18 protein-coding genes are annotated in these 19,223 nt (G+C 51.4%); 6 read left to right on the top strand and 12 right to left on the bottom strand.

Features of this window, described 5'->3' with window-relative positions:
- Positions 1–116: 116 nt before the first annotated feature.
- The 6 genes from JW984_03250 to JW984_03225 form a co-directional block, all read right to left on the bottom strand.
- On the bottom strand, positions 117–320 hold the full coding sequence (locus JW984_03250) for a hypothetical protein (protein MBN1572196.1): 204 nt from the start codon (positions 318–320) through the stop codon (positions 117–119).
- 30 nt (positions 321–350) lie between these two features.
- A complete protein-coding gene (locus tag JW984_03245) occupies positions 351–941 on the bottom strand; it encodes a hypothetical protein (protein MBN1572195.1) in 591 nt (196 codons plus the stop codon).
- 37 nt (positions 942–978) lie between these two features.
- On the bottom strand, positions 979–1,380 hold the full coding sequence (locus JW984_03240) for a hypothetical protein (GenBank protein ID MBN1572194.1): 402 nt from the start codon (positions 1,378–1,380) through the stop codon (positions 979–981).
- 103 nt (positions 1,381–1,483) lie between these two features.
- Positions 1,484–1,900: a hypothetical protein gene (locus JW984_03235; protein MBN1572193.1), complete on the bottom strand. Its 417-nt coding sequence runs from the start codon at positions 1,898–1,900 to the stop codon at positions 1,484–1,486.
- A gap of 160 nt (positions 1,901–2,060) precedes the next feature.
- A complete protein-coding gene (locus tag JW984_03230) occupies positions 2,061–2,702 on the bottom strand; it encodes a hypothetical protein (GenBank protein ID MBN1572192.1) in 642 nt (213 codons plus the stop codon).
- 157 nt (positions 2,703–2,859) lie between these two features.
- Complete coding sequence (locus JW984_03225; protein ID MBN1572191.1) at positions 2,860–3,759, bottom strand: hypothetical protein; 900 nt, start codon at positions 3,757–3,759, stop codon at positions 2,860–2,862.
- Between the two features lie 131 nt (positions 3,760–3,890).
- Between JW984_03225 and JW984_03220 the strand changes: the two genes are divergently transcribed.
- The 3 genes from JW984_03220 to JW984_03210 all read left to right on the top strand — a co-directional run bounded on the left by JW984_03220 (position 3,891) and on the right by JW984_03210 (position 8,042).
- Positions 3,891–5,252, top strand: coding sequence for an amino acid permease (locus tag JW984_03220; GenBank protein MBN1572190.1), 1,362 nt, complete (start codon positions 3,891–3,893; stop codon positions 5,250–5,252).
- Positions 5,253–5,651: 399 nt separating this feature from the next.
- Positions 5,652–6,770 carry a pyridoxal-phosphate dependent enzyme gene (locus JW984_03215; GenBank protein MBN1572189.1) on the top strand — a complete coding sequence of 373 codons (1,119 nt, stop codon included), beginning with the start codon at positions 5,652–5,654 and terminating at the stop codon, positions 6,768–6,770.
- Positions 6,771–6,908: 138 nt separating this feature from the next.
- Positions 6,909–8,042 (top strand): pyridoxal-phosphate dependent enzyme, encoded by a 1,134-nt coding sequence (locus tag JW984_03210; protein ID MBN1572188.1) that lies wholly within the window; start codon positions 6,909–6,911, stop codon positions 8,040–8,042.
- Positions 8,043–8,487: 445 nt separating this feature from the next.
- Here JW984_03210 and JW984_03205 read toward each other — a convergent pair whose 3' ends face one another.
- Both JW984_03205 and JW984_03200 read right to left on the bottom strand, forming a co-directional pair.
- Entirely contained in the window at positions 8,488–9,747 is a 1,260-nt protein-coding gene (locus JW984_03205; protein MBN1572187.1) for an AI-2E family transporter, read from the bottom strand.
- Between the two features lie 246 nt (positions 9,748–9,993).
- Complete coding sequence (locus JW984_03200) at positions 9,994–10,392, bottom strand: hypothetical protein (GenBank protein MBN1572186.1); 399 nt, start codon at positions 10,390–10,392, stop codon at positions 9,994–9,996.
- Positions 10,393–10,614: 222 nt separating this feature from the next.
- Here JW984_03200 and JW984_03195 point away from each other — a divergent pair, with 222 nt between their 5' ends.
- Positions 10,615–11,283 (top strand): TIGR00730 family Rossman fold protein, encoded by a 669-nt coding sequence (locus tag JW984_03195; protein ID MBN1572185.1) that lies wholly within the window; start codon positions 10,615–10,617, stop codon positions 11,281–11,283.
- A 546-nt stretch (positions 11,284–11,829) separates the two neighbouring features.
- Here JW984_03195 and JW984_03190 read toward each other — a convergent pair.
- On the bottom strand, positions 11,830–12,633 hold the full coding sequence (locus JW984_03190) for a histidinol-phosphatase (GenBank protein ID MBN1572184.1): 804 nt from the start codon (positions 12,631–12,633) through the stop codon (positions 11,830–11,832).
- A gap of 135 nt (positions 12,634–12,768) precedes the next feature.
- Positions 12,769–14,640 (bottom strand): acyl-CoA dehydrogenase, encoded by a 1,872-nt coding sequence (locus tag JW984_03185; protein ID MBN1572183.1) that lies wholly within the window; start codon positions 14,638–14,640, stop codon positions 12,769–12,771.
- A 490-nt stretch (positions 14,641–15,130) separates the two neighbouring features.
- Here JW984_03185 and dnaK point away from each other — a divergent pair, with 490 nt between their 5' ends.
- Positions 15,131–17,044: a molecular chaperone DnaK gene (gene dnaK / locus JW984_03180; GenBank protein MBN1572182.1), complete on the top strand. Its 1,914-nt coding sequence runs from the start codon at positions 15,131–15,133 to the stop codon at positions 17,042–17,044.
- A 183-nt stretch (positions 17,045–17,227) separates the two neighbouring features.
- Positions 17,228–18,031: a hypothetical protein gene (locus JW984_03175; GenBank protein ID MBN1572181.1), complete on the top strand. Its 804-nt coding sequence runs from the start codon at positions 17,228–17,230 to the stop codon at positions 18,029–18,031.
- Positions 18,032–18,057: 26 nt separating this feature from the next.
- Here JW984_03175 and JW984_03170 read toward each other — a convergent pair whose 3' ends face one another.
- Complete coding sequence (locus JW984_03170) at positions 18,058–18,513, bottom strand: hypothetical protein (GenBank protein MBN1572180.1); 456 nt, start codon at positions 18,511–18,513, stop codon at positions 18,058–18,060.
- 179 nt (positions 18,514–18,692) lie between these two features.
- Positions 18,693–19,160, bottom strand: a complete 468-nt coding sequence (locus tag JW984_03165; GenBank protein ID MBN1572179.1) for a GNAT family N-acetyltransferase — start codon at positions 19,158–19,160, stop codon at positions 18,693–18,695.
- Positions 19,161–19,223 lie beyond the last annotated feature (63 nt).

Here is a 19,223-nt window from a genome sequence, read left to right as displayed (position 1 = left end):
TTAAAGTTCGGGGATGGCTCTTCTATGATAAAATATCTTCTCTTTAAACGACTAAACTGTAAGGTAAGATCGTAACTTTTTCAATTATCAAACTTTTATCATATTTGTCAACCCTTTTATTTATCCTTCCCTCCCTTCTTCCCCCCCACCATCCCCTCAACCTCCTCCTCCGTGTAGCCGTGCGTGCCGGAGTAGGGCTGTTTTTCGCCCTTTTTCGGCTTCTTCGCCTCGGCTTTTTTGGGCTTGGCGGATTTTTCTGCGGCCCGCTTCTTTTCTCCCCCCTTCGGCTCCTCCAAGTCGCCTTCGTGTTTCGTGGCCATGGGTGCTTCCTCCTTACTGCTTTAAGTTCACTATTCTTTGGTATGCTTTAAAATATCCTTTGAATGACTGATATGATATTCATACCCTATTGCCTTTTTATCACCGTCATATTTGGCAACTTCCATATGGGTTTTTACGGCCTTTTCATTGTCTTTTAAATCGTTCCTGTATATCTCGGCTATCGCATAAAGGAAATCCAGCCTGTCGGGAGACAGGGAAAACAATTTCCTGTACTCCTTTATGGCTTCACTGTAATCGCCCTTTGTCTGGTACATCTCGGCCCTGTAAATCTCGGGGCCGGCCTTGACGCCTAATCTTCTTTTACCGAACGAAAACCATATCCGTCTTTCCCCTTTTACCAGTATTTTGTAAACTAAAAAAGGTACCATCAAAAACAAGGTTAGGATGGCAAATTCAATCAAGGCTAATGTAAAAGCCCTATAAAGTGGCGTGATGCCCAGGAGAAAAAAATTCATCAGCCAAATAAGGATGAAGAGACCGATGATGAATGTTAGTGTCATTCCGGCCTTCATTATAGGCTCCGGGATGCTAAAGATAAATTTAAGAATTCTCTCTTTCAGCTCATTATCAGGGGCTTTAATTTCTTCGTCATTATTCATTCAACAATTCCTCGTATATATAAAATTTTCCCCATGACTATACCATAAATTCAACAAGCAAGATAATCGCCGCAACCAAAATGGCAATTATACCAATCGGAACTTCAACGCCAAGCATTGAAAATAGGGCAAAAACGGTTAAAAAAACGGCGGATAAGACACTTTTTGTTTTTTCAAAATTGGCACTCCCACCGAAATGACCTCTGTCCTCTTCCGGTTCCATCTCCTCATCCTCTTGATCTATTTCATCCGCCGGCTCCACCTCCGGGGAAATATCAAGGCCCGCCGAATCGTCCATTTTTTCAATGTCGGGGTAGGTCGATCTCTCGACGAAATACGTGTGTTCGCATCTTGGGCAGGTTATATTTTTCTCTCTCTTCGGTATTTGCCGGTCCAGCCTTTCGTTCTCAAAACCGCAGATGGGACATATGGTTTTCATTTATCAATCTTTTATACCATATTCCGCTTTTTACAACAGCACAAACCGGAAAGTCTGTCATTCCCTAAATGGATCTTCCCACCTGCAGATTTTTTCCTAAACGTTATTTTCGCCTTTCAGCTCCGTCCCTGACAAACCTCCGCCACAAAAAAAACTGCGCCCACAGGTAGATCAGGAGCTGGGTAAAGGAGTATTTCAGCGCGCCGAGGTAGAGTCCCCACTCGTAAGTCTCCTCCCACCATAGGTCGTAGACCAGCCCGAGGTAGTGAGCCGCCATGAGGCACACAAACTCGACCCTACGCCAACGGCCCCTCAGGTCCGCCGACAGGGAGAAGGCCGCTATCCAGACAAGCGGCCCGAATTGGAGCGGGGTGAGGGCGAGCCTCAGCGCCAGCTCCGTCCTCCGCAGGACAAAAAAGCCGAAAAAAGTAAGGAGGAACGCAAAAATGAATCCCGTAAGCAGGCTCCTCCAGAACCGTTTCTTGTTGTCACGGGCTTCGGTATTTATGGGATTCGTCATACGCCTACACGCCGGAGATTTTTTATGGTTTAAGAAATTGTACAACACAACCTACAATGACCAATGAGCTCTGCATTCGCAATTTTTTAGCGTTATGCTTCTTCTCGTTATCTGCTTGCTTCTAAAGTTCCAAATCGTTATATTTCATCACCATATGGACCTATTCTTCATTTTGATGTTTAGAAAAATATCTTGTCATCCAAAAATAGAGAATAATAAAACATACCAAAAATACGCCAATCGGAATATAATACAGATTATCTCTTAAAATGCATTTTAACAAATCTAAATTATCTAATAAAATGTATGTCCAGAAACTTAAAGTTAAGGCTGTTATAAAACCAAATGATAATATTAACCAATAGTCTCCACTTCTTTTGTTTAGAGATTTAGGTTCTTCAATATCTTTTGAAGGTATATTATTTAAGATTTCTTTATATTCACTATCCTCTAGATTTTCCATTTTTAATAGTTTTTTGCTTAAAAAATTTATATACTTTCTGTATCTTGTTATACTCAGACGAAGGGATAGGTATCTTATCCATGTAAGAAAGCTAAAAATGCATATAATAGTCAAGGCAAAAAAAAGTAATAAACTATTATCATTCATTTGTAATTTATACAAAATTATTAACGACGCAGGTAATATAGAAAGTACCGGGATATAAATCCTGAGCAATTTTTCCCTTGTCTCATAATTTATTTTTTGATTTTCCCAACAAAAATCAAATTGTTTTTGAAGAAATTCTCTTAACAAACTATCTTTATAAAGAGCGCCATCCTTGTTTTTAACATCTTTCATTTCTCCCCCCTTCTACTATCAAACACATTTTCTCACTCAAAACCGCGAATTGGACAAATAGTCTTCATTTATCAATCAACACATTCTCTTTTTTACAATAGCATAAACCGAAGAAGCCGTAATCCCTTAAAATAAATCCCCCCCTGCCGCCCTCCCCCTACCGTTCGTTCTTCTTGTACGCCTCGATGTACTGCGAGATCGTGTCTACGTAGTAGCGCAACGGAACGCCGTCGATGCTTTCTGCGATATAGTAGGCCATGTCTACCGGCAGGTCGAACGGCCCCTTGGCCTCGCCGGTCAGGTACTTGCCGTCGAACCCCTGGATGAAGTAGTACTTCCCCTCCTCCCAGTAGGCCGCCACGGTGTGCGCCCCGATGATCTCCCCCTCTTTCGCCACGATGTCCACCGTGAAGAGGCGCGCCACGTAGCCGGCGTACTCCAGCGCCTCGACGATTAGGACGGCGAAGTCCTCGCAGTCGCCACCTGCCGTCAAGAGAGTCTCGTAGGGTGTCTGGACGTAGTTCTTCCCGTCCTTACGCTCCGGGATGTATTTCAGTCCGTTTCTTGTGTAGTAGGCGGCAATGGCAGGCGTCGAGAGTCTCATCCTAACCTCGCCCCACTCGTCCCACCTCTCGTCGCTGAATCCGCCCCACGCCTCATCGAGGAGCTTTTCTACGCTGAAATCGTTAAGGATATTTCTTGCCCTTGCCGGGCCGTCCTCCTCGGCGTACACCCATAGGAGAGCTTCGAGGAGCGACGAGTAGGCCCGCTTCTCTTTGTGTCCGGCGCCCAGTATGGCGGAAAACGCAGCGCCGTATCCCTTAAGGGAGCCGTAGTCGCCGTACATGAGCCTTACCGCATCGACATAGGGGGAGTTGGACGTGTTCACCCCTGGAATCAGCGAAAGCTCCACCGCCAAGGCCTCGTCCTTGTAGAAGATGTCGTTCAATACCTCGTTCTTGTAGACGTCGACCCTCGGCTTTATCGCCGCACACCCGGAAATTAAGATCAGCGAAAGGGCCAATACGGCCGCTTTGATTGTGTGAGAATTTTTCATGTATACTATCTTCCCCCATGTCTCTTTTATTGTCAATATTTTTTCATACCTACCTCCAATTAAGGCTTGACATTATCGTAAAAAACCGTAATTGTAATGGCATCCGTATCACTTAAAAAAAGGAGCCTGAAATGAAAGAGGAAGGAGCCCTTGGATTAAAGCGGGTTTTGGGCCTTAAGGAGGTTGTTGCCATCGGCATTGGCCAGACGATAGGCGCAGGAGTCTTCGCCATGACCGGAATCGCCATCGGGATGTGCGGCACGGCGCTCCCGATCGCCTACACCCTGGCCATCATTCCCGTGGCATGTCTCATGCTCCCCTCGGCCTTTCTGGGAGCGACCATCCCCACAGTCGGGGGAAACTACACGTATCCGAGCCGGCTCTTCTCCCCGCTGGCGGCGTTCATGGGCGTGTGGATATTCGTGATCGGCTTCTTCTTCGGCTTCATACCCATGCTTGCGGTAACCATAGTGGAATACCTCAGGGCCTATTTCCCGAACCTCCCGATTACCAGCACTTCGATTGCGATCATCACCTTTTTCTACATCATAAACATCTTCGGTATAAGGTTGGCTGCCGTGATTCAGGGGATAATGGTTCTTATTCTCATCTCGGCTCTCATCATGTACGACGTGGTGGGATTGCCTCATGTATCCCTCGTTAATTTCGAAGTGCTGTTTCCCAAGGGGTCTCTCTCCCTTGTAGGCGCATCGGCCCTTCTGATATTTCCATATCTTGGAGCAAACGCCATAATCGAGCTTGGCGGGGAGATCAAAAAGCCGGAGCGGGTGATCCCGGTATCCTTTGTCATTATCCTCTCGGTCGTCGCGGTGATATATATAACCATGAGCGTTGTCGCGGTGGGCGTTACCGGCTGGGAGACATGCGCCGACAAGACCCTGACCGAATCAGCCAAGGCCTTCCTTACGGGCATCCCCTTCCACTATTTTATAATCTGCGGGGCGCTTTTGGCCATCACCACAACCTTGAACGCCACCTTCATGTGGTCGCCGAAATCGCTGATGATAGTGGCGAAGGACGGGCTTCTGCCCCCCCTCCTCACCCGGGTAAACAAGAAATTCGGGACGCCCCACAACATGCTTACGATGATCTGGGCCTTCTCGATCATAGCGATAATCTGTAACATCGACCTGAAGTCGCTGGCGCTCTGCTCCTCCATAGGGGGCCTTTTTATATACATCCCGGTTCAGATATCTGCCCTCCTCCTGAAGAAGAAGCGGCCGGAGGAGTATGCTAAGTCCCAGCTCAAGGTACCGGGGTGGATACTCTACTTCGCCGTGATCTTCGGGATACTCCTCTTTCTCGCGGCGATAGCTTCTCTCACGAAAGAGCTATACGAAGAGAGCGAGATTCTCACGATCTTCCTCGGGGTCTGGACGGTTCTCGGCTTTTTCTACTTTTACGGAATGAAGTATTGGCTCAAAAGGAGGGGTGTCGATTTCAAGGAGACAACAAAGGATTTTGCCAATTAGCGGGGCTGTCGAGTCATTGTTGCTGTCTCATCAGTCTGTCTCGCTTTTACTAAGTGGAGAGATACTTTTTTAAGAGATTGCAAACTTAATGGCGGCAATATTTCGAATCCTGCGGCGGGCGGCCGGCGATCGAGCCCCAAACAAAACCGATTCATCGGGATTATACCGCAATGAAAATAAGGCGCGGGGAAAACGGTCTATAGCGACATCGGAGGAGGAGAGGATATTCTTTGATGTAAGATGTAGGTAATGCGAAACTAAGATTTTGTTTTTGCCGCTAAAAAAGCATAAATACTTTTTAGGTGCTTAAAAATATGGGGGAACTGTAATTTTAGGTTTTAAGAAAAGAATCTAATTCCGAATCTGTAATTCTTGCTGACCTGAAACGTGGAGCCAAAAATGGACAGAGATTCCAACGACCACCCCCTCTTTTCGGCGTATCCACAGCTGAAAGGGAATATCCCCTGCATCCGCTTCGGAGACTACCCTACCCCGGTCGAGAGGCTCAAAGGCCTCGAGAAGAATCTCAAGGCGGAAAACCTCTACATAAAGAGGGAGGACAGGGTCTCTAATCTCTACGGCGGAAACAAGATAAGAAAGCTCGAGTTCATCCTGGCGGATGCCGTGGCAAAGGGCGCAAGCCACGCCGTGAGCTTCGGCTTTGCCGGATCGAACCAGACCCTCGCAAGCGCCGTCTTCGCCAACGAGGTGGGGATAAAACCAATATCGATGCACCTCAGACAGCCGAACGCAAAATACGTCAGGAAAAACCTCCTTTATCAGCATCTACTAAAAGCGGAGTTTCACCACTATTCCGGGATGGCCACCATCTACCCGGGCCTTGCGCACGTCTACGCAAAACATTTCATAAGGACGCTTCGTCGCCCCTACATCATCCCCCCCGGCGGCTCCAACGGGATCGGGGCCCTGGGCACCTCCGGCCTCGTCTTCGAGCTGAAATCCCAGATCGACGAGGGGGCGCTCCCGACGCCCGACCTGATATATCTCCCCTTCGGCTCGACCGGAACGGCGGTCGGCGTGGCCCTGGGGATACTCGCACTGGGGCTGAAGACGAAGCTAAAGGGGGTCAGGGTCTCGGGAAGGGACGAGTGCGGCTTCGACACTGCGAAGAAGGTCTTTGCCGAGGCGATAGAGATCGCAGGCCGATATGTCCCTGATTTCAAGGGATTTGAACTGACCGAAGATCTATTGGAGGTCGTGGACGGCTACGTCGGCCCCGGCTACGCCCACTTCACCGAGGGGGGGATGAAGGCGGTCGGGCTTCTTAAGGAGAAGGACGATATTACGCTTGACGGCACCTACACCGGAAAGGCGATGGCGGCCATGATCGAAGACGCGGCGGAGGGAAAGTTAAAAGGCAAAAACGTACTATTTATAGACACATACAGCTCGGTCGATTTTTCGGAGAAGATAAAGGGAGTCGACTACCGCGGCCTCCCGAGGCCATACCACCGCTACTTCGAGGAGGCAGACCAGCCGTTGGAAACGGTCGATTGATGGGTGATCAATTGAGAAAGACAAGGCCGCTTGTCATTTGCAGCTGACCTATTTCGGAGGGGAATTCTTTTAGTCTCTTGCGATTATTCCTTAAAATGTATATAATTTTACTACACATATATCGGCCGAGGAGTTCCAATGAACGGAAGCGAAACCCACTATAACGCCAAAAAAAATCCGATCTTTGCCGCCCACCCGGCCCTTGGGGGGAAGATTCATCACGTATCCCTGGGTAACTACCCGACGCCCGTCGACCGTCTTGAAGGCCTGGAGAGGGCACTGAAGCAAAAGGGACTCTTTATCAAGAGGGAGGATTTGTCGTCCGTGCTTTACGGCGGAAACAAGCTGAGAAAGCTCGAGTTCCTCCTCGCGGACGCGGTGGCGAAACATTTCAAGCACACGGTCACCTTCGGCTACGCCGGATCCAACCACACTCTCGCCACGGCAATCTTTGCTAAGAAGCTGGGGTTGAGTCCCATATCGATACACCTCCCTCAATCCAACGCCCGCTACGTAAGGAAGAACCTCCTCTACCAGAAGCTTCTTAACGCGGAGCTTCATCAATACGGGGGGATTCCGACCCTTTTTTCAGCCTTCTTATTGATCTCGATAAAGCGCCTCTTGACCTCCGGACGCATCCCCTACTATATCCCGGCCGGGGGATCAAACGCCCTCGGGGTGGTCGGGACGGCGAGCGCCGTCTTCGAGCTTTCGGACCAGATCATGGATGGGGTGCTCCCCAAGCCGGATCTCATCTACCTCCCGACCGGCTCCGCCGGAACCACGGCGGGGATCGCCCTGGGGATAAAGGCCTTGGGACTTGACATCAAGGTCAGGGGGGTTGCGGTCTCCCCGAGCGACTATTCCGGCCTTGAAAACGTGAAGAGACACTTCAACGACGCGAAAAGGCTCCTGATGAAGTGCGATCCCACGTTTCCGGACGTCCAGATTACGGGAGATGATGTCAAAATCGTCGAAGGCTACCTCGGGGACGGTTACGCCCGCTTTACCGAGAAGGGGATGGACGCCGTAAGGCTCTTGAAAATCAGCGACAAGGTTCAGCTCGAGGGGACATACACGGGAAAGGCGATGGCGGCCATGATCGACCATGCGTCGAGGGGAGAGCTTGACGGGAAGAGGGTCCTTTTCTGGAACACCTACAACTCCCACGACTTCACTGATCTTATCAAGGATGTCGACTACAGGACGTTGCCGAAAAGCTACCACCCCTACTTCGAGAGGGACTTCCAGCCGCTGGAGATCGAGGATTGACCGCAATCGGTTGATCGTAAATGTAGACGGTGTCTTCGGCTCAATAAGCCCCTGAATTTGAATCGCGAGTTGTTAATTATGTAAACGCGAAGCCTTTTGTAAATCTGCCCCACAATCTGAAAAAACAGGCGGCCCCTTTTTATATCCTCTATGGATTCCTCATCTTGCACAAAAATTGTGTAGAGCCTTACGGGAGCGAACGGCCTTGAATCGGGCCGGGGGGTGGTCAGGCGGAGCAACCTTTGTCAATATCACGTTTTGACTCCCACCGCCGGGATCGCCCAAGACACCTGTTCAAAGCCGATCTGGGCAATTGAACTTAAGCCGTATTCTCCGCATTCTGCAGCGATCGATGGATGACCCGCATAAAGAGGAGTTATTAATCAAGAATTGAAACGGCCTTGACCCTCATTTCGCAGAACAGACAGGGTAATCCCCCCATCCCTCAATCTTCTCCCTTCCCTTTTTCCTCCCCCTCTTTTTTAACTCCCTTCATTTCCCTTATCTTTTTCACCTTTTTCAACACCATGGTGAACTTCTCCGTTTTTCTCTCGATCTCTTCAACGGAGGGAACCTCCACCACATCGCTCATCAGCCGGGCGACGTTTTGGGTCTCCGGGATATACTCCATTACTATCTTGATGGTGGCGGTAATCGGAATCGAGAGGAACATCCCCGTAAGACCCCAGAGCCACCCCCAGAACGCCAGGGAGATCAGGACTACAACGGGGCTCAGGTTGAGCTCTCTCCCAAGGAGCTTCGGCTCGACGATGTTTCCCATAATCATCTGAATGGCGAGGAGGATAATCAGCACTATCAGGACCGACAGGGGAGAGAGGATGATCAGCGCCACAAGCACGGGGAGAACCGTGGCCACGTACGATCCGATGTAGGGGATGTAGTTCAAGAGGAAGGCCAGAAGCCCCCAGAGGAGGAAGAAGTCTACCCCGGCAATCCACAGCACAATCGTGTACGTGATACCCGTAATGAGGCTCACCATGGTCTTGACCATGAGATACTTTCTTACGCTCCTGTCCACCTCTTCGACAATCTCGATGATGAGGTCAGAGTCCTCCCCGTAGGCGTACTTTATTCTGGCCGGAAGCCGATCGATCTCCAGAAGGAGAAAGATCATGAAAAAGGCAACAACGAGGATATTGACCACGACATCCAAAAACGAACCGAGGCTCGATCCGATGTATCCGGTTATCTTGGAGAGGTCGAGCTTGGAGAGGATCAGCTCCTGGAGCTTCTCCAGAGGTGAGAACTCACGGAAGTCCATGAGACCCGAGTCGAATCCGAGTCGTTCCAGGATGCTGTATCTCTGGAGGAAGGCGGCAAATTGGGTGAAAAGGTCGGCAAGCCTCCCCTTGTATGTGTCGAGGTTGTCAATAAACTCGTTTACCTGAACCGTTATTATCGCCCCGAGGACGTAAAAAAGGCCGAAGATCAAAAGGAAGACAAGCAAGTAAGCCAGGAACTTCGGCACCTTCCTTTTGGCGAGATATTCTATGATTGGGTAAAGGAGGTAGCTCAAGAAAAGCGCGATGAAGAAGGGTTTCAGAATCGGCGCCAGGGTCTTCATGATGATTGTGAGAAGGACCGCAAGCCCCACCGCCATGCCGATGTTGACGAAGGTCATCCCCGGCTTGATGGGGAGGATCGACCTCCCGTCGCCCTTCTGCTCCGCACTCTTTTTGGCCATATCTTTACTCCTCAACGGTCGACCCGCTTATTGCTAACCATTAAATTTTTCCCTGCTCACAAGGATTCGGCAAGAGACGGCATCGGTCACCCCGCCGTTTCGAGCCGATTAAAAAAAACGGGGGGATCCATCCTCCCCGGCCGCCCATTCACCTCGAACACATAAATACAAAACACATCGATGGGAAGGGAATAGGGGAACAAATACCAAACAAGACCCTGTCTCAGAATCAACGGCGGACCCCGCCTACCACTTCGGCTCCTCGGTGATCTGGTAGGAGCTTCCGCAGTAGGGGCAGTTGATGAACACGGCCCCCGCCTTCACCTTGACGCTGTTCTGCTCGAGGCTTGCCCCGCAGTTCTTGCAGGTGAGCTTTTCCGTCTCCACATCTCCGGAGAGCTCTATCTTCTGGATCACCTCCATCTTGTCGGGCGTCTTCGTCACCCTCTTTGTTATGAAGACGATCAGCCCCCCACCCATGAAAAAGCAGATGAAGGCGACCACTATCCTTCCCACCTTGTTGACCGCCTGGGGCGATGCGAGGGAGTAGAGATTTATAAGCCCGAAGAGGATCAGGAGTATGGCGAAGATGTATCCAATCGCCGTGAGGACGCATGCGCCCTCTCTGTTTTTTAGTATTTTCATGGGCTAAATCGTAAACCAGTTTGATGCGATTGTCAATATTTTTGAGGGGGAAATCGGCCGTGTTATAAAGATTTGATCCCTTTGTCGGATTCAATTTTACCCGGACGAAACGGCCTCATTATATTGACAAACCGGATTAATCTGATAGAATTCCTTATCAGGGGGGCACCTTTTTATTTCTAATGGGTGCCTTAAATAAACCACCGGAATAAGGAAGAAAAAATGCCCGACAGATGGGAGAGGCAGTATGTAATCAACGCCATCAACACCCATGACTCATGGCGGATGTTCAGGATTATGGCGGAGTTTGTTGACGGGTTCGAGATACTCCCGGATATCGAGCCTGCGGTCTCGATCTTCGGCTCGGCGAGGGTGAGGCCGGGAGACAAATACTACACGTTCACAGAAGAGCTGGCGTCGAAGCTTGCCGGGAAGGGGTTTTCTGTCGTCACGGGCGGCGGCCCGGGGATAATGGAGGCGGCCAACAAGGGGGCCGCGGAGGGTGGCGGGAAATCGGTTGGACTCAATATCGAGCTCCCTATGGAGCAAAAATCGAACAGCTTTTCCAACGTGAAGCTAAACTTCAGATACTTCTTCTGCAGGAAGGTGATGTTCGTCAAGTACTCGATGGCATACATCGTCCTGCCGGGGGGATTCGGGACCCTGGACGAGCTCTTCGAGGCGGTGACGCTGATCCAGACCGACAAGATAAAGCCTTTCCCGGTGATTCTGGTGGGCAAGGACTACTGGGCGGGGTTAATCGACTGGATCAATAAGAAGCTCCTTGTCGAGGAGAAGGTCTCCGACGACGACATAGAGATCATAAAGTTGGAGGACGACATGGACAAGATCGTCAAGATCATCTCCGATTTCAGGGACATCATCTTATGACGATTATTTAGACGGGCCTGTTTTTGTCCCCCCCTCTTTTCAATTCAGGCTTTAAAAACAGTCCCGCTTAAGATTTCAGGGACATCATCTCGTGACGATCATTGAGACGTCCCTGTTTTCATGAATCTCCCCCTACTTCATTTAGGCTTGAAAAACCCTTCCCGCTCAAGATTACCGTGGACTTGAGGTCAAGGGAAGCCTCCAATTTTGAGGGGCTGGGTATATGAAGATCATCGCAACATGAAACGACTCTCACAATCCAAATCTTGTAATCTAAATGTAATCAAGACCACGCCACTATTTCCACAATGAAGCGCGGGGGAGAAAAGATAACCGTTTCGATAAAGATTCTGAAGATTGTCCCATTTTTGATACGGAATCGCCGGCCACGAATATTTTCAATAGGGGTGACCATAAGACCTCTTCTCTGCATTAAAAAATGACTTCGAGCAAGCTGCGGCGTTAAAAAGTTAAATTTTTATTTGTGATATATACGTTGTCAAAACAAGACAGATCAGGATCGGTCTTAAAAAGCAAATCGCCCGACTATATCCCTACGGCAACCGGCCTCCTCTTCTCGAAGAAGACCACCTCCCTAACGCCGAAGCCCTTTATCATCTCGATAACCTCCGGGAGATGGTAACCCACGTCCTCCGCCCTGTGGGCGTCGGAGCCGAGGGTCAGGGGAATCCTGAGGGCGACCGCCTCCTTTATCAGCCCGACCGACGGGGTGAGCTCCCTGCAGGCCTTCCTCAGGCCGCCGCTGTTTATCTCGATGGTTAAGCCCCTCTTTGCAACCTCCTTTAAGAATTCCCTGGCGGAGCCGGTGTGGTCTCTCTTCGGCGGGCGGGAGTCCCGGAATACCTTGATGATGTCGAGATGGCCCACGAAGTCAAAGAGACCGCTTTTTAACAACTTGAACATGTTCTCCCAGTAGGCGTCGTAAATCGCGTCGATGTCCTTTCCCTCCCACTCCTTCTGATTGTAGTCGAATCCCCACTTCCCTATCATGTGGACGCTTCCGATTATGAAGTCGAAGTTGAAGGCGGAAAGCCCGGCGCGAAGTGTCTCCTCCTCGTCCGGGAGATAATCTATCTCGGTGCCGAATAGGATTTTGGGCGTGTCGCCGGAACTTGCCTTCAGCCTGTTCACTTCGGAGGCGTAGTCGAACCACCTGGAAGCGAGGGCCGTATGGTTGAAGTCCTCCGCGGGATAGTCGTATCCGGGGGGCCTAGGGAAGTGCTCGGAAAAGCCGAGAACATTTATCCCCGCCCCTTTGGCGGCGCGGGCCATATCCGCGGGGGTATCCTTGCCGTCCCCGAATTTTGTATGAATGTGAAGGTCTATCATTGAGATCCTGAAGTCTACCGTATTAGAAGAGCCTTTGAAAAACAGGCCTCTTGCATACCAAGATTACGGCTTAAACACCTGACTCTAAAGAAAAAAGGCCCCCAAGATTTTTGGGAGCCATGATTCAACAACAGATTAGACATCGGCGAAGGCGCTCTCGGCGATCTCCATTATGCTCATATCCTCGGTCTTTATCGCTCTTGCCGTGGCCTCGACGTGGGGAAGGACGTAGGCTGCGTAATATTTCGCCGCGGCAACCTTTCCCTGATAGTAAGAGGCATCCTTGCTGTCCTTGTAGAGAGCGGCCATTCCGACCCAGTCGTCGTCGGTCACTCCCTTCTCCTTTTTGATGGCCTCAAGCTTTATGCTGGCGATGGAGGCCTGCCAGAGGAGAAGCCAACCAAGGGTGACGTTGCTCATGAGCTCGAGGAACGGCATGGCGTTTCCGACGGGCACGAGGAACTTGCCCTCTTTACCGCACTGGGCGAAGAAGCCGCCTATCTCGGCAAGGGTGTTTTTCGCCTTTTCCAGCTCTGCAAAGGCGTTCTTGAGGACGCCGTTAGCCTTGTTCTGCTCGATCGTCTTTGTTATCTCCATGATGAAGTTTACGAAGTTCGCGCCCTTGTTCTGACCGAGCTTTCTGGCGACGAGGTCCAGCGCCTGAATTCCGTTGGTCCCCTCGTAGATCGACGCGATCTTGCAGTCCCTCATGAATTGATCAACCGGGTACTCGGAGGTGTAGCCGTAGCCGCCGTAGACCTGAACCGCGTTCTCACAGACGCGAAATCCCATGTCGCTCCCCCACGACTTGCAGATTGGGGTCAGAAGCTCCACGAAGCCGTGATGCCTCTCCTTCTCCTCCTCGTTTTCCGTACCCTCGGAGACATCCAGGCAGTACGCAACCCAGTACATCAGGGCGCGAAGCCCCTCGACGTGGGCCTTCATCCAGAGGAGCATCCTCCTCACGTCCGGGTGGTTGATGATGGAGACCCGGGGCGCCTCGGGATTTCTGAAGTTTGCGAGATCGGAGCCCTGGAGCCTCTCCCTGGCGTAGTTTACGGCGTGCATATACGCGGCGCTGCTGTGGGCAAGGCCCTGGATGCCGACGCCGAGACGGGCCTCGTTCATCATGTTGAACATGACCCTCATCCCCTTTCCCTCCTCGCCCAGAAGCTCGCCGATACAGTCGTCGTTGTCGCCGAAGTTGAGGGTACAGGTGGAGTTTCCCTTTATCCCCATCTTGTGCTCGATGTTTCCGGTGTGGATGTCGTTGAAATCACCCAGGCTCCCGTCGTCGTTGACGCGGTACTTCGGCACCACAAATATCGATATCCCCTTCGTCCCCGCGGGCGCCCCTTCGATCCTTGCCAAAACCGGGTGGATGATGTTCGGGGTCAGGTCGTGATCACCGGCCGATATGAATATCTTCGTCCCGGATATCTTGAACTTCCCGTCGCCGATCGGCTTTGCGATGGTCCTGAGCGCCCCCACGTCGGAGCCGGCGCCCGGCTCTGTGAGGCACATCGTTCCTCCCCACTCGCCCGCGTACATCCTGTCCATGTATTTACGCTTCTGCTCCTCGTTGCCGTATATCTCTACCAGCTTAGCCGCCCCGTGAGTAAGGCCGGGGTACATGTTGAAGGCAAAGTTCGCCGCTGAGAATATCTCCCCGGAGCAGATCCCTATGACGGCCGGGAATCCCTGGCCCCCCACTTCCGGGTCGTCGGCTACGGTAATCCAGCCGCCCTCCACGTACTTTTTGAAGACGTCGTGAAAGGCCTTCGGCACGGTCACCTTTCCGTCTGAAAAAGTACACTCCTCTTTATCGCCGATCTCGTTTGTGGGCATGATGTCGTTGACGGCGAATTTCTCCGCCTCGTTCATGACCGCATCGTAAAGGTCTTTTGAATACTCGGCGTATTTCGGATATTTACTCAAGCCCTCGATATCCAACATTTCGTAGAGGGTAAATTGCTGATCCCTCATATCAACAAGCAAGTTAGCCATGACTATATCCTCCCTTATTATATTGTTTATTTTTCAAACTTTATTCCTGACCTCAAATCCCGTATGATTTAACAATCCCCCCCTCCCCCAAAATCAGCCGCCCTAAAAATTGCCGACCCTAAAAAATCATCGACCCCCCCCCAAAAAATCACCAACTCTCAAAATTGCCAATCCTAAAATTGGCGACCCCCAAAAATCACCGTCCCCTAAAAATCAACGTCCCCCTAAAAATCACCGTCCCCCTAAAATTGCCAACCCCTAAAATTGCCAACCCTCCTTTGAGTAATGAACGGAAGCTAAAAAAAATGAATGAACATTCAGTCACTCCCGCAGTTTACCACTATAGGTTTTTTTGTCAATAAAAAAAATAAAGGGGTGGAAACTAAATTTTATTAGTCCGATAGTTCCCTAATCCTCTTGAAATTCAACAAATTGTAACTATATTAGAAACGTGTAAAAAGAATAACTCACGAAAGAGAGGTAAATAGATATGTCTAAGACAATAGGAATAGACTTGGGGACAACGAACTCCGTCGTGGCGGTTCTGGAGGGCGGAGAGCCGAAGATCATCATCAATGAGGAGGGGGGAAGGACGACACCCTCCGTGGTTGCGTTTACCGACGACGGCTCCAGGCTCATCGGCCAGGCCGCAAAGAGGCAGGCGGTCACGAACCCGGAGAGAACAGTCTACTCGATAAAGCGGTTCATGGGAAGAAGGGCAGGCGAGGTCACCGAGGAGACCGCGATGGTCCCCTACAAGATCGTTAAGGCCGAGAACGGCGACGTCAGGGTAAAGATCGACGACAGGGAGTACTCCCCGCCGGAGATCTCGGCCCTGATCATTGGAAAACTCAAGAAGGCGGCGGAGGACTACCTGGGCGAGAAGGTTAAGGACGCAGTAATCACGGTTCCGGCCTATTTCAACGACAGCCAGAGGCAGGCTACGAAGGACGCCGGCAAGATTGCGGGTCTTAACGTCCTCAGGATCGTGAACGAGCCGACGGCGGCGGCGCTGGCCTACGGGCTCGACTCGAAGAAGAGCGAGAAGATAGCGGTCTTCGACTTCGGCGGTGGGACGTTTGACATCTCGATCTTGGAGGTGGGAGACAACGTTGTCGAGGTCATGTCCACCAACGGCGACACTCACCTCGGCGGCGACAACATCGACCAGGCCTTAATAAACTATCTCATCGAGGAGTTCAAGAAAGACCAGGGCGTGGACCTGTCGACCGACAAGATGGCCATCCAGCGGCTGAAGGAAGGTGCGGAGAAGGCGAAGGTCGAGCTCTCCTCCACGATGGAGACGGAGATAAACCTCCCCTTCATCACGGCGGACGCAAGCGGCCCGAAGCACCTCTTGATGAAGCTGACCCGTGCGAAGTTCGAGGCCCTGGCCGGCCCGATCATCGAGAGAACGATAGCGCCGCTGAAGAGCGCCATCAAGGATGCCGGTCTAACCGCCGGAGAGATCGATGAGGTCATTCTCGTGGGCGGATCGAGCAGAATCCCGATGGTTACCGAGAAGATAAGGCTGATCTTCGGCAAGGAGCCGAACAAGGGGGTCAACCCGGACGAGGTGGTGGCGCTGGGCGCCGCGATTCAGGGCGGAGTCCTGACCGGCGACGTCAAGGACGTGCTGCTCCTCGACGTGACGCCGCTGTCCCTCGGCATCGAGACGCTGGGCGGCGTGATGACAAGGCTCATCGAGAGAAACACGACCATCCCCACCAAGAAGAGCCAGGTATTCTCAACCGCCGAGGACAACCAGCCGGCCGTTGACATTCACGTCCTTCAGGGCGAGAGGGAGATGGCCGCGGGAAACCGGACGATCGGAAATTTCCAGCTCAGCGGGATAACGCCGGCCCCGAGGGGAATGCCGCAGATAGAGGTGACCTTTGACATCGACGCAAACGGCATCGTCAACGTCTCGGCAAAGGACATGGCGACCGGGAAATCCCAGGCGATCACCATCACATCTTCTTCCGGCCTGAGCAAAGAAGAGGTGGATAGATTAGTCAAGGACGCGGACGCCCACGCCGAGGAGGACAAAAAGAGGAGGAGGGAGGTCGAGATCAGAAACGAGGCGGACATGCTGGTATCGCAGATAGAAAAGCTCCTTACTGAAAGCCGCGGCAAGCTCTCCCCTGAAGATGCTTCTGAGCTCGAAAAGGCGATAGGCGAGGCGAAGGGAGCCATCAAGGCCGAGGACACCGCGAGGATAGAAAGGTCGATCGAGGCGCTCAAGGGCGCTTCCCACACCATGGCGGAGAAGCTCTATTCAACAAGGCCCGGTGGGAACGGCGCGGCGGGCGACGAATATCACGGTTCAGACAGCGGCTTTTCTGGCGGATCGAACGACGACGATGACGATTTCATCGACGCGGAGTTCACCAAGGCGAGCTGATAAAAGATCTTCAGCCTTTGTCAAAGGATTAGATATATAGAGGCCGCGGGGTCAAGTACCCCCGTACCTTTTTTTACGGCCCCGTGGGGAAGGCCGCTCAAGGAAAAAACCGGGCTTTCACAATAAAGATTGATGCACAACGGCGCATCTGCTATGATAGTCCGCTGAAAAAGGATGATATTCATGACACATTCCGAAAACGACTTTCTGAGCTACCGCTACACGAGGGGGATCGTGAGGGAGGTCTCCTACGAGCTTACCGGTGCGCTCTCGGAGAAGGGTAACTCTTCCAAGATATCGATCGAGGCGGCAAGAAGGGAGCACCAACAATACATCGAGGCACTAAAGAGCATCGGCATCGAGATCACTGTTCTGCCGGCCGACCCCTCCTACCCCGACGGCGTCTTCTTAGAGGACACAGCCGTTATCCTCCCCGGGCTTGCGGTGATAACGAGGCCGGGCGCCGAGACGAGGGCTGGAGAGGCTAACTCCGTTAAGGCGGCGCTCTCCCCCATGATCGAGACCAGAAGGATGAAAAGTGGCGGCACGGTGGACGGTGGGGACGTCCTGAGGCTGGGCGGGAGATACTTCATCGGGCTCTCCTCGAGGACGGACGAGACCGGCGCGAAGGAGCTTATAGCTATAATCGAGGAGCGGGGTCTCACGGGCGAGACGGTGGAGTTCGCCGGAGCGCTCCACCTGACGACCATCATCACGCCGCTCTCCCCCAACGCCCTCCTCGGGACAAAAGCCATTCTCGAAAATCCGGCTTTTAATAACATCGAGGGCTTGAGGAAGATCGAGGTCGCGGAGGGCGAGGAGGCTTCTGGAAACGTCCTTGCCGCAAACGGGAGGGTGCTCGTCCCCTCGGGATTCCCCGAGACGTTAAAGAGAATCAGGGCCGCCGGCTTTGAGGCGGTCGAGGTTGACAACTACGAGTTTTTAAAGGCAGACGGCGGGCTGACGTGCCGGTCGGTGTTGTGGTAGGGGGGGATTGATTTTGGAAAGGCGAATTAAAAAATTCTCGTTAAAAGGCTTGTTAAAATGGCAAGAATTATGCCAATACCAAGGGCCCATAGCATGTTGTAAATATTTCTGATGCTTTCATTTTGATCATGAACTTCAGATTGAATCATGTTTACGATATTTTGATTGTCTTTTTTTGCTTCTTTAACAGCTTCAAGACTGTCTTTTTTTACTTCTTTAATAGCTTCAAGATTGTCTTTTTTTGATTCATTGACGGCCTCAACAAGATTATCCATCTTGTCTTCTATATTTTTGAACCTCTGGTCCAAATACTTTACGAAAAATGTCTCCTTGTCGTGCATTATATCTTCCTCGATATCCTTATCCTTATTTTCGATAGAGGGTGCGTTATAATCCATTACCCTCGTATCTTTTGAGATTTTATCAATATCCTCGTCCCTTTTGTATTTATTTTTTCCCTTGTCTTTTGTCTCTTCCGACATAACGCCCCTTTAATCAATCCATTAATGAACTCATTAGCTATTAAATAGCGTCTTTAGGAACATTTGTCAAGAAGATAAATTATATTACCACATTTTAAGCCGTGAATCAATTCTATTATATCACCGCCGCCGAGCATCTTCATTTGATTTTGTTGTGAAAGGAACGTCCAAACTCCCACCTACAGCGGATAAACAAAATTCGCCGCATCTTCCCTCTCCACCCAGCCCTGCTTTTTGTAAAACCCCCTTTTGTACGACTCCCGCTTTTGCTTATTGACGAGCATCAGGCGGACGCACCCCCGGCTTTTGGCCTCCGCCACGACCTCGTCAAGAAGCCTCCCCCCCACGCCCCTGTCCCGAAGATCCTCCCGAACGTAGAGCTCGGCCACGTACCCCTCCGTCCCGCCGAAGACCAGGTAGGACAGCCAGTGGACGGCCGAGTAGCCCACGACCTCGCCGGTTTTATCCACCGCCACAAGCAGAAGGCGGCTCTCATCGGAAAAGCAATTTTCCAGCTGTTTCTTAACCGTTTTGACAGCTTCATCCATCGGCTTCTCCCCGCCGTAGGCCAGCCGCCGAAACTCGGAGACAAGAATCGCTATCCCCCCCTCATCCCCGGGGTTCGCCTTGCGTATAGAAAAATCCACTATATTATATACCCCCTATTCCGTATCGAGTTGAATCTCACGAGCCGCGTCAAACCGCCGCCG

The sequence above is a fragment of the Candidatus Zymogenus saltonus genome, assembly GCA_016929395.1.
GTDB classification, from domain to species: Bacteria; Desulfobacterota; Zymogenia; order Zymogenales; family Zymogenaceae; genus Zymogenus; species Zymogenus saltonus.
This window is presented reverse-complemented; position numbering and strand designations above follow the sequence as displayed.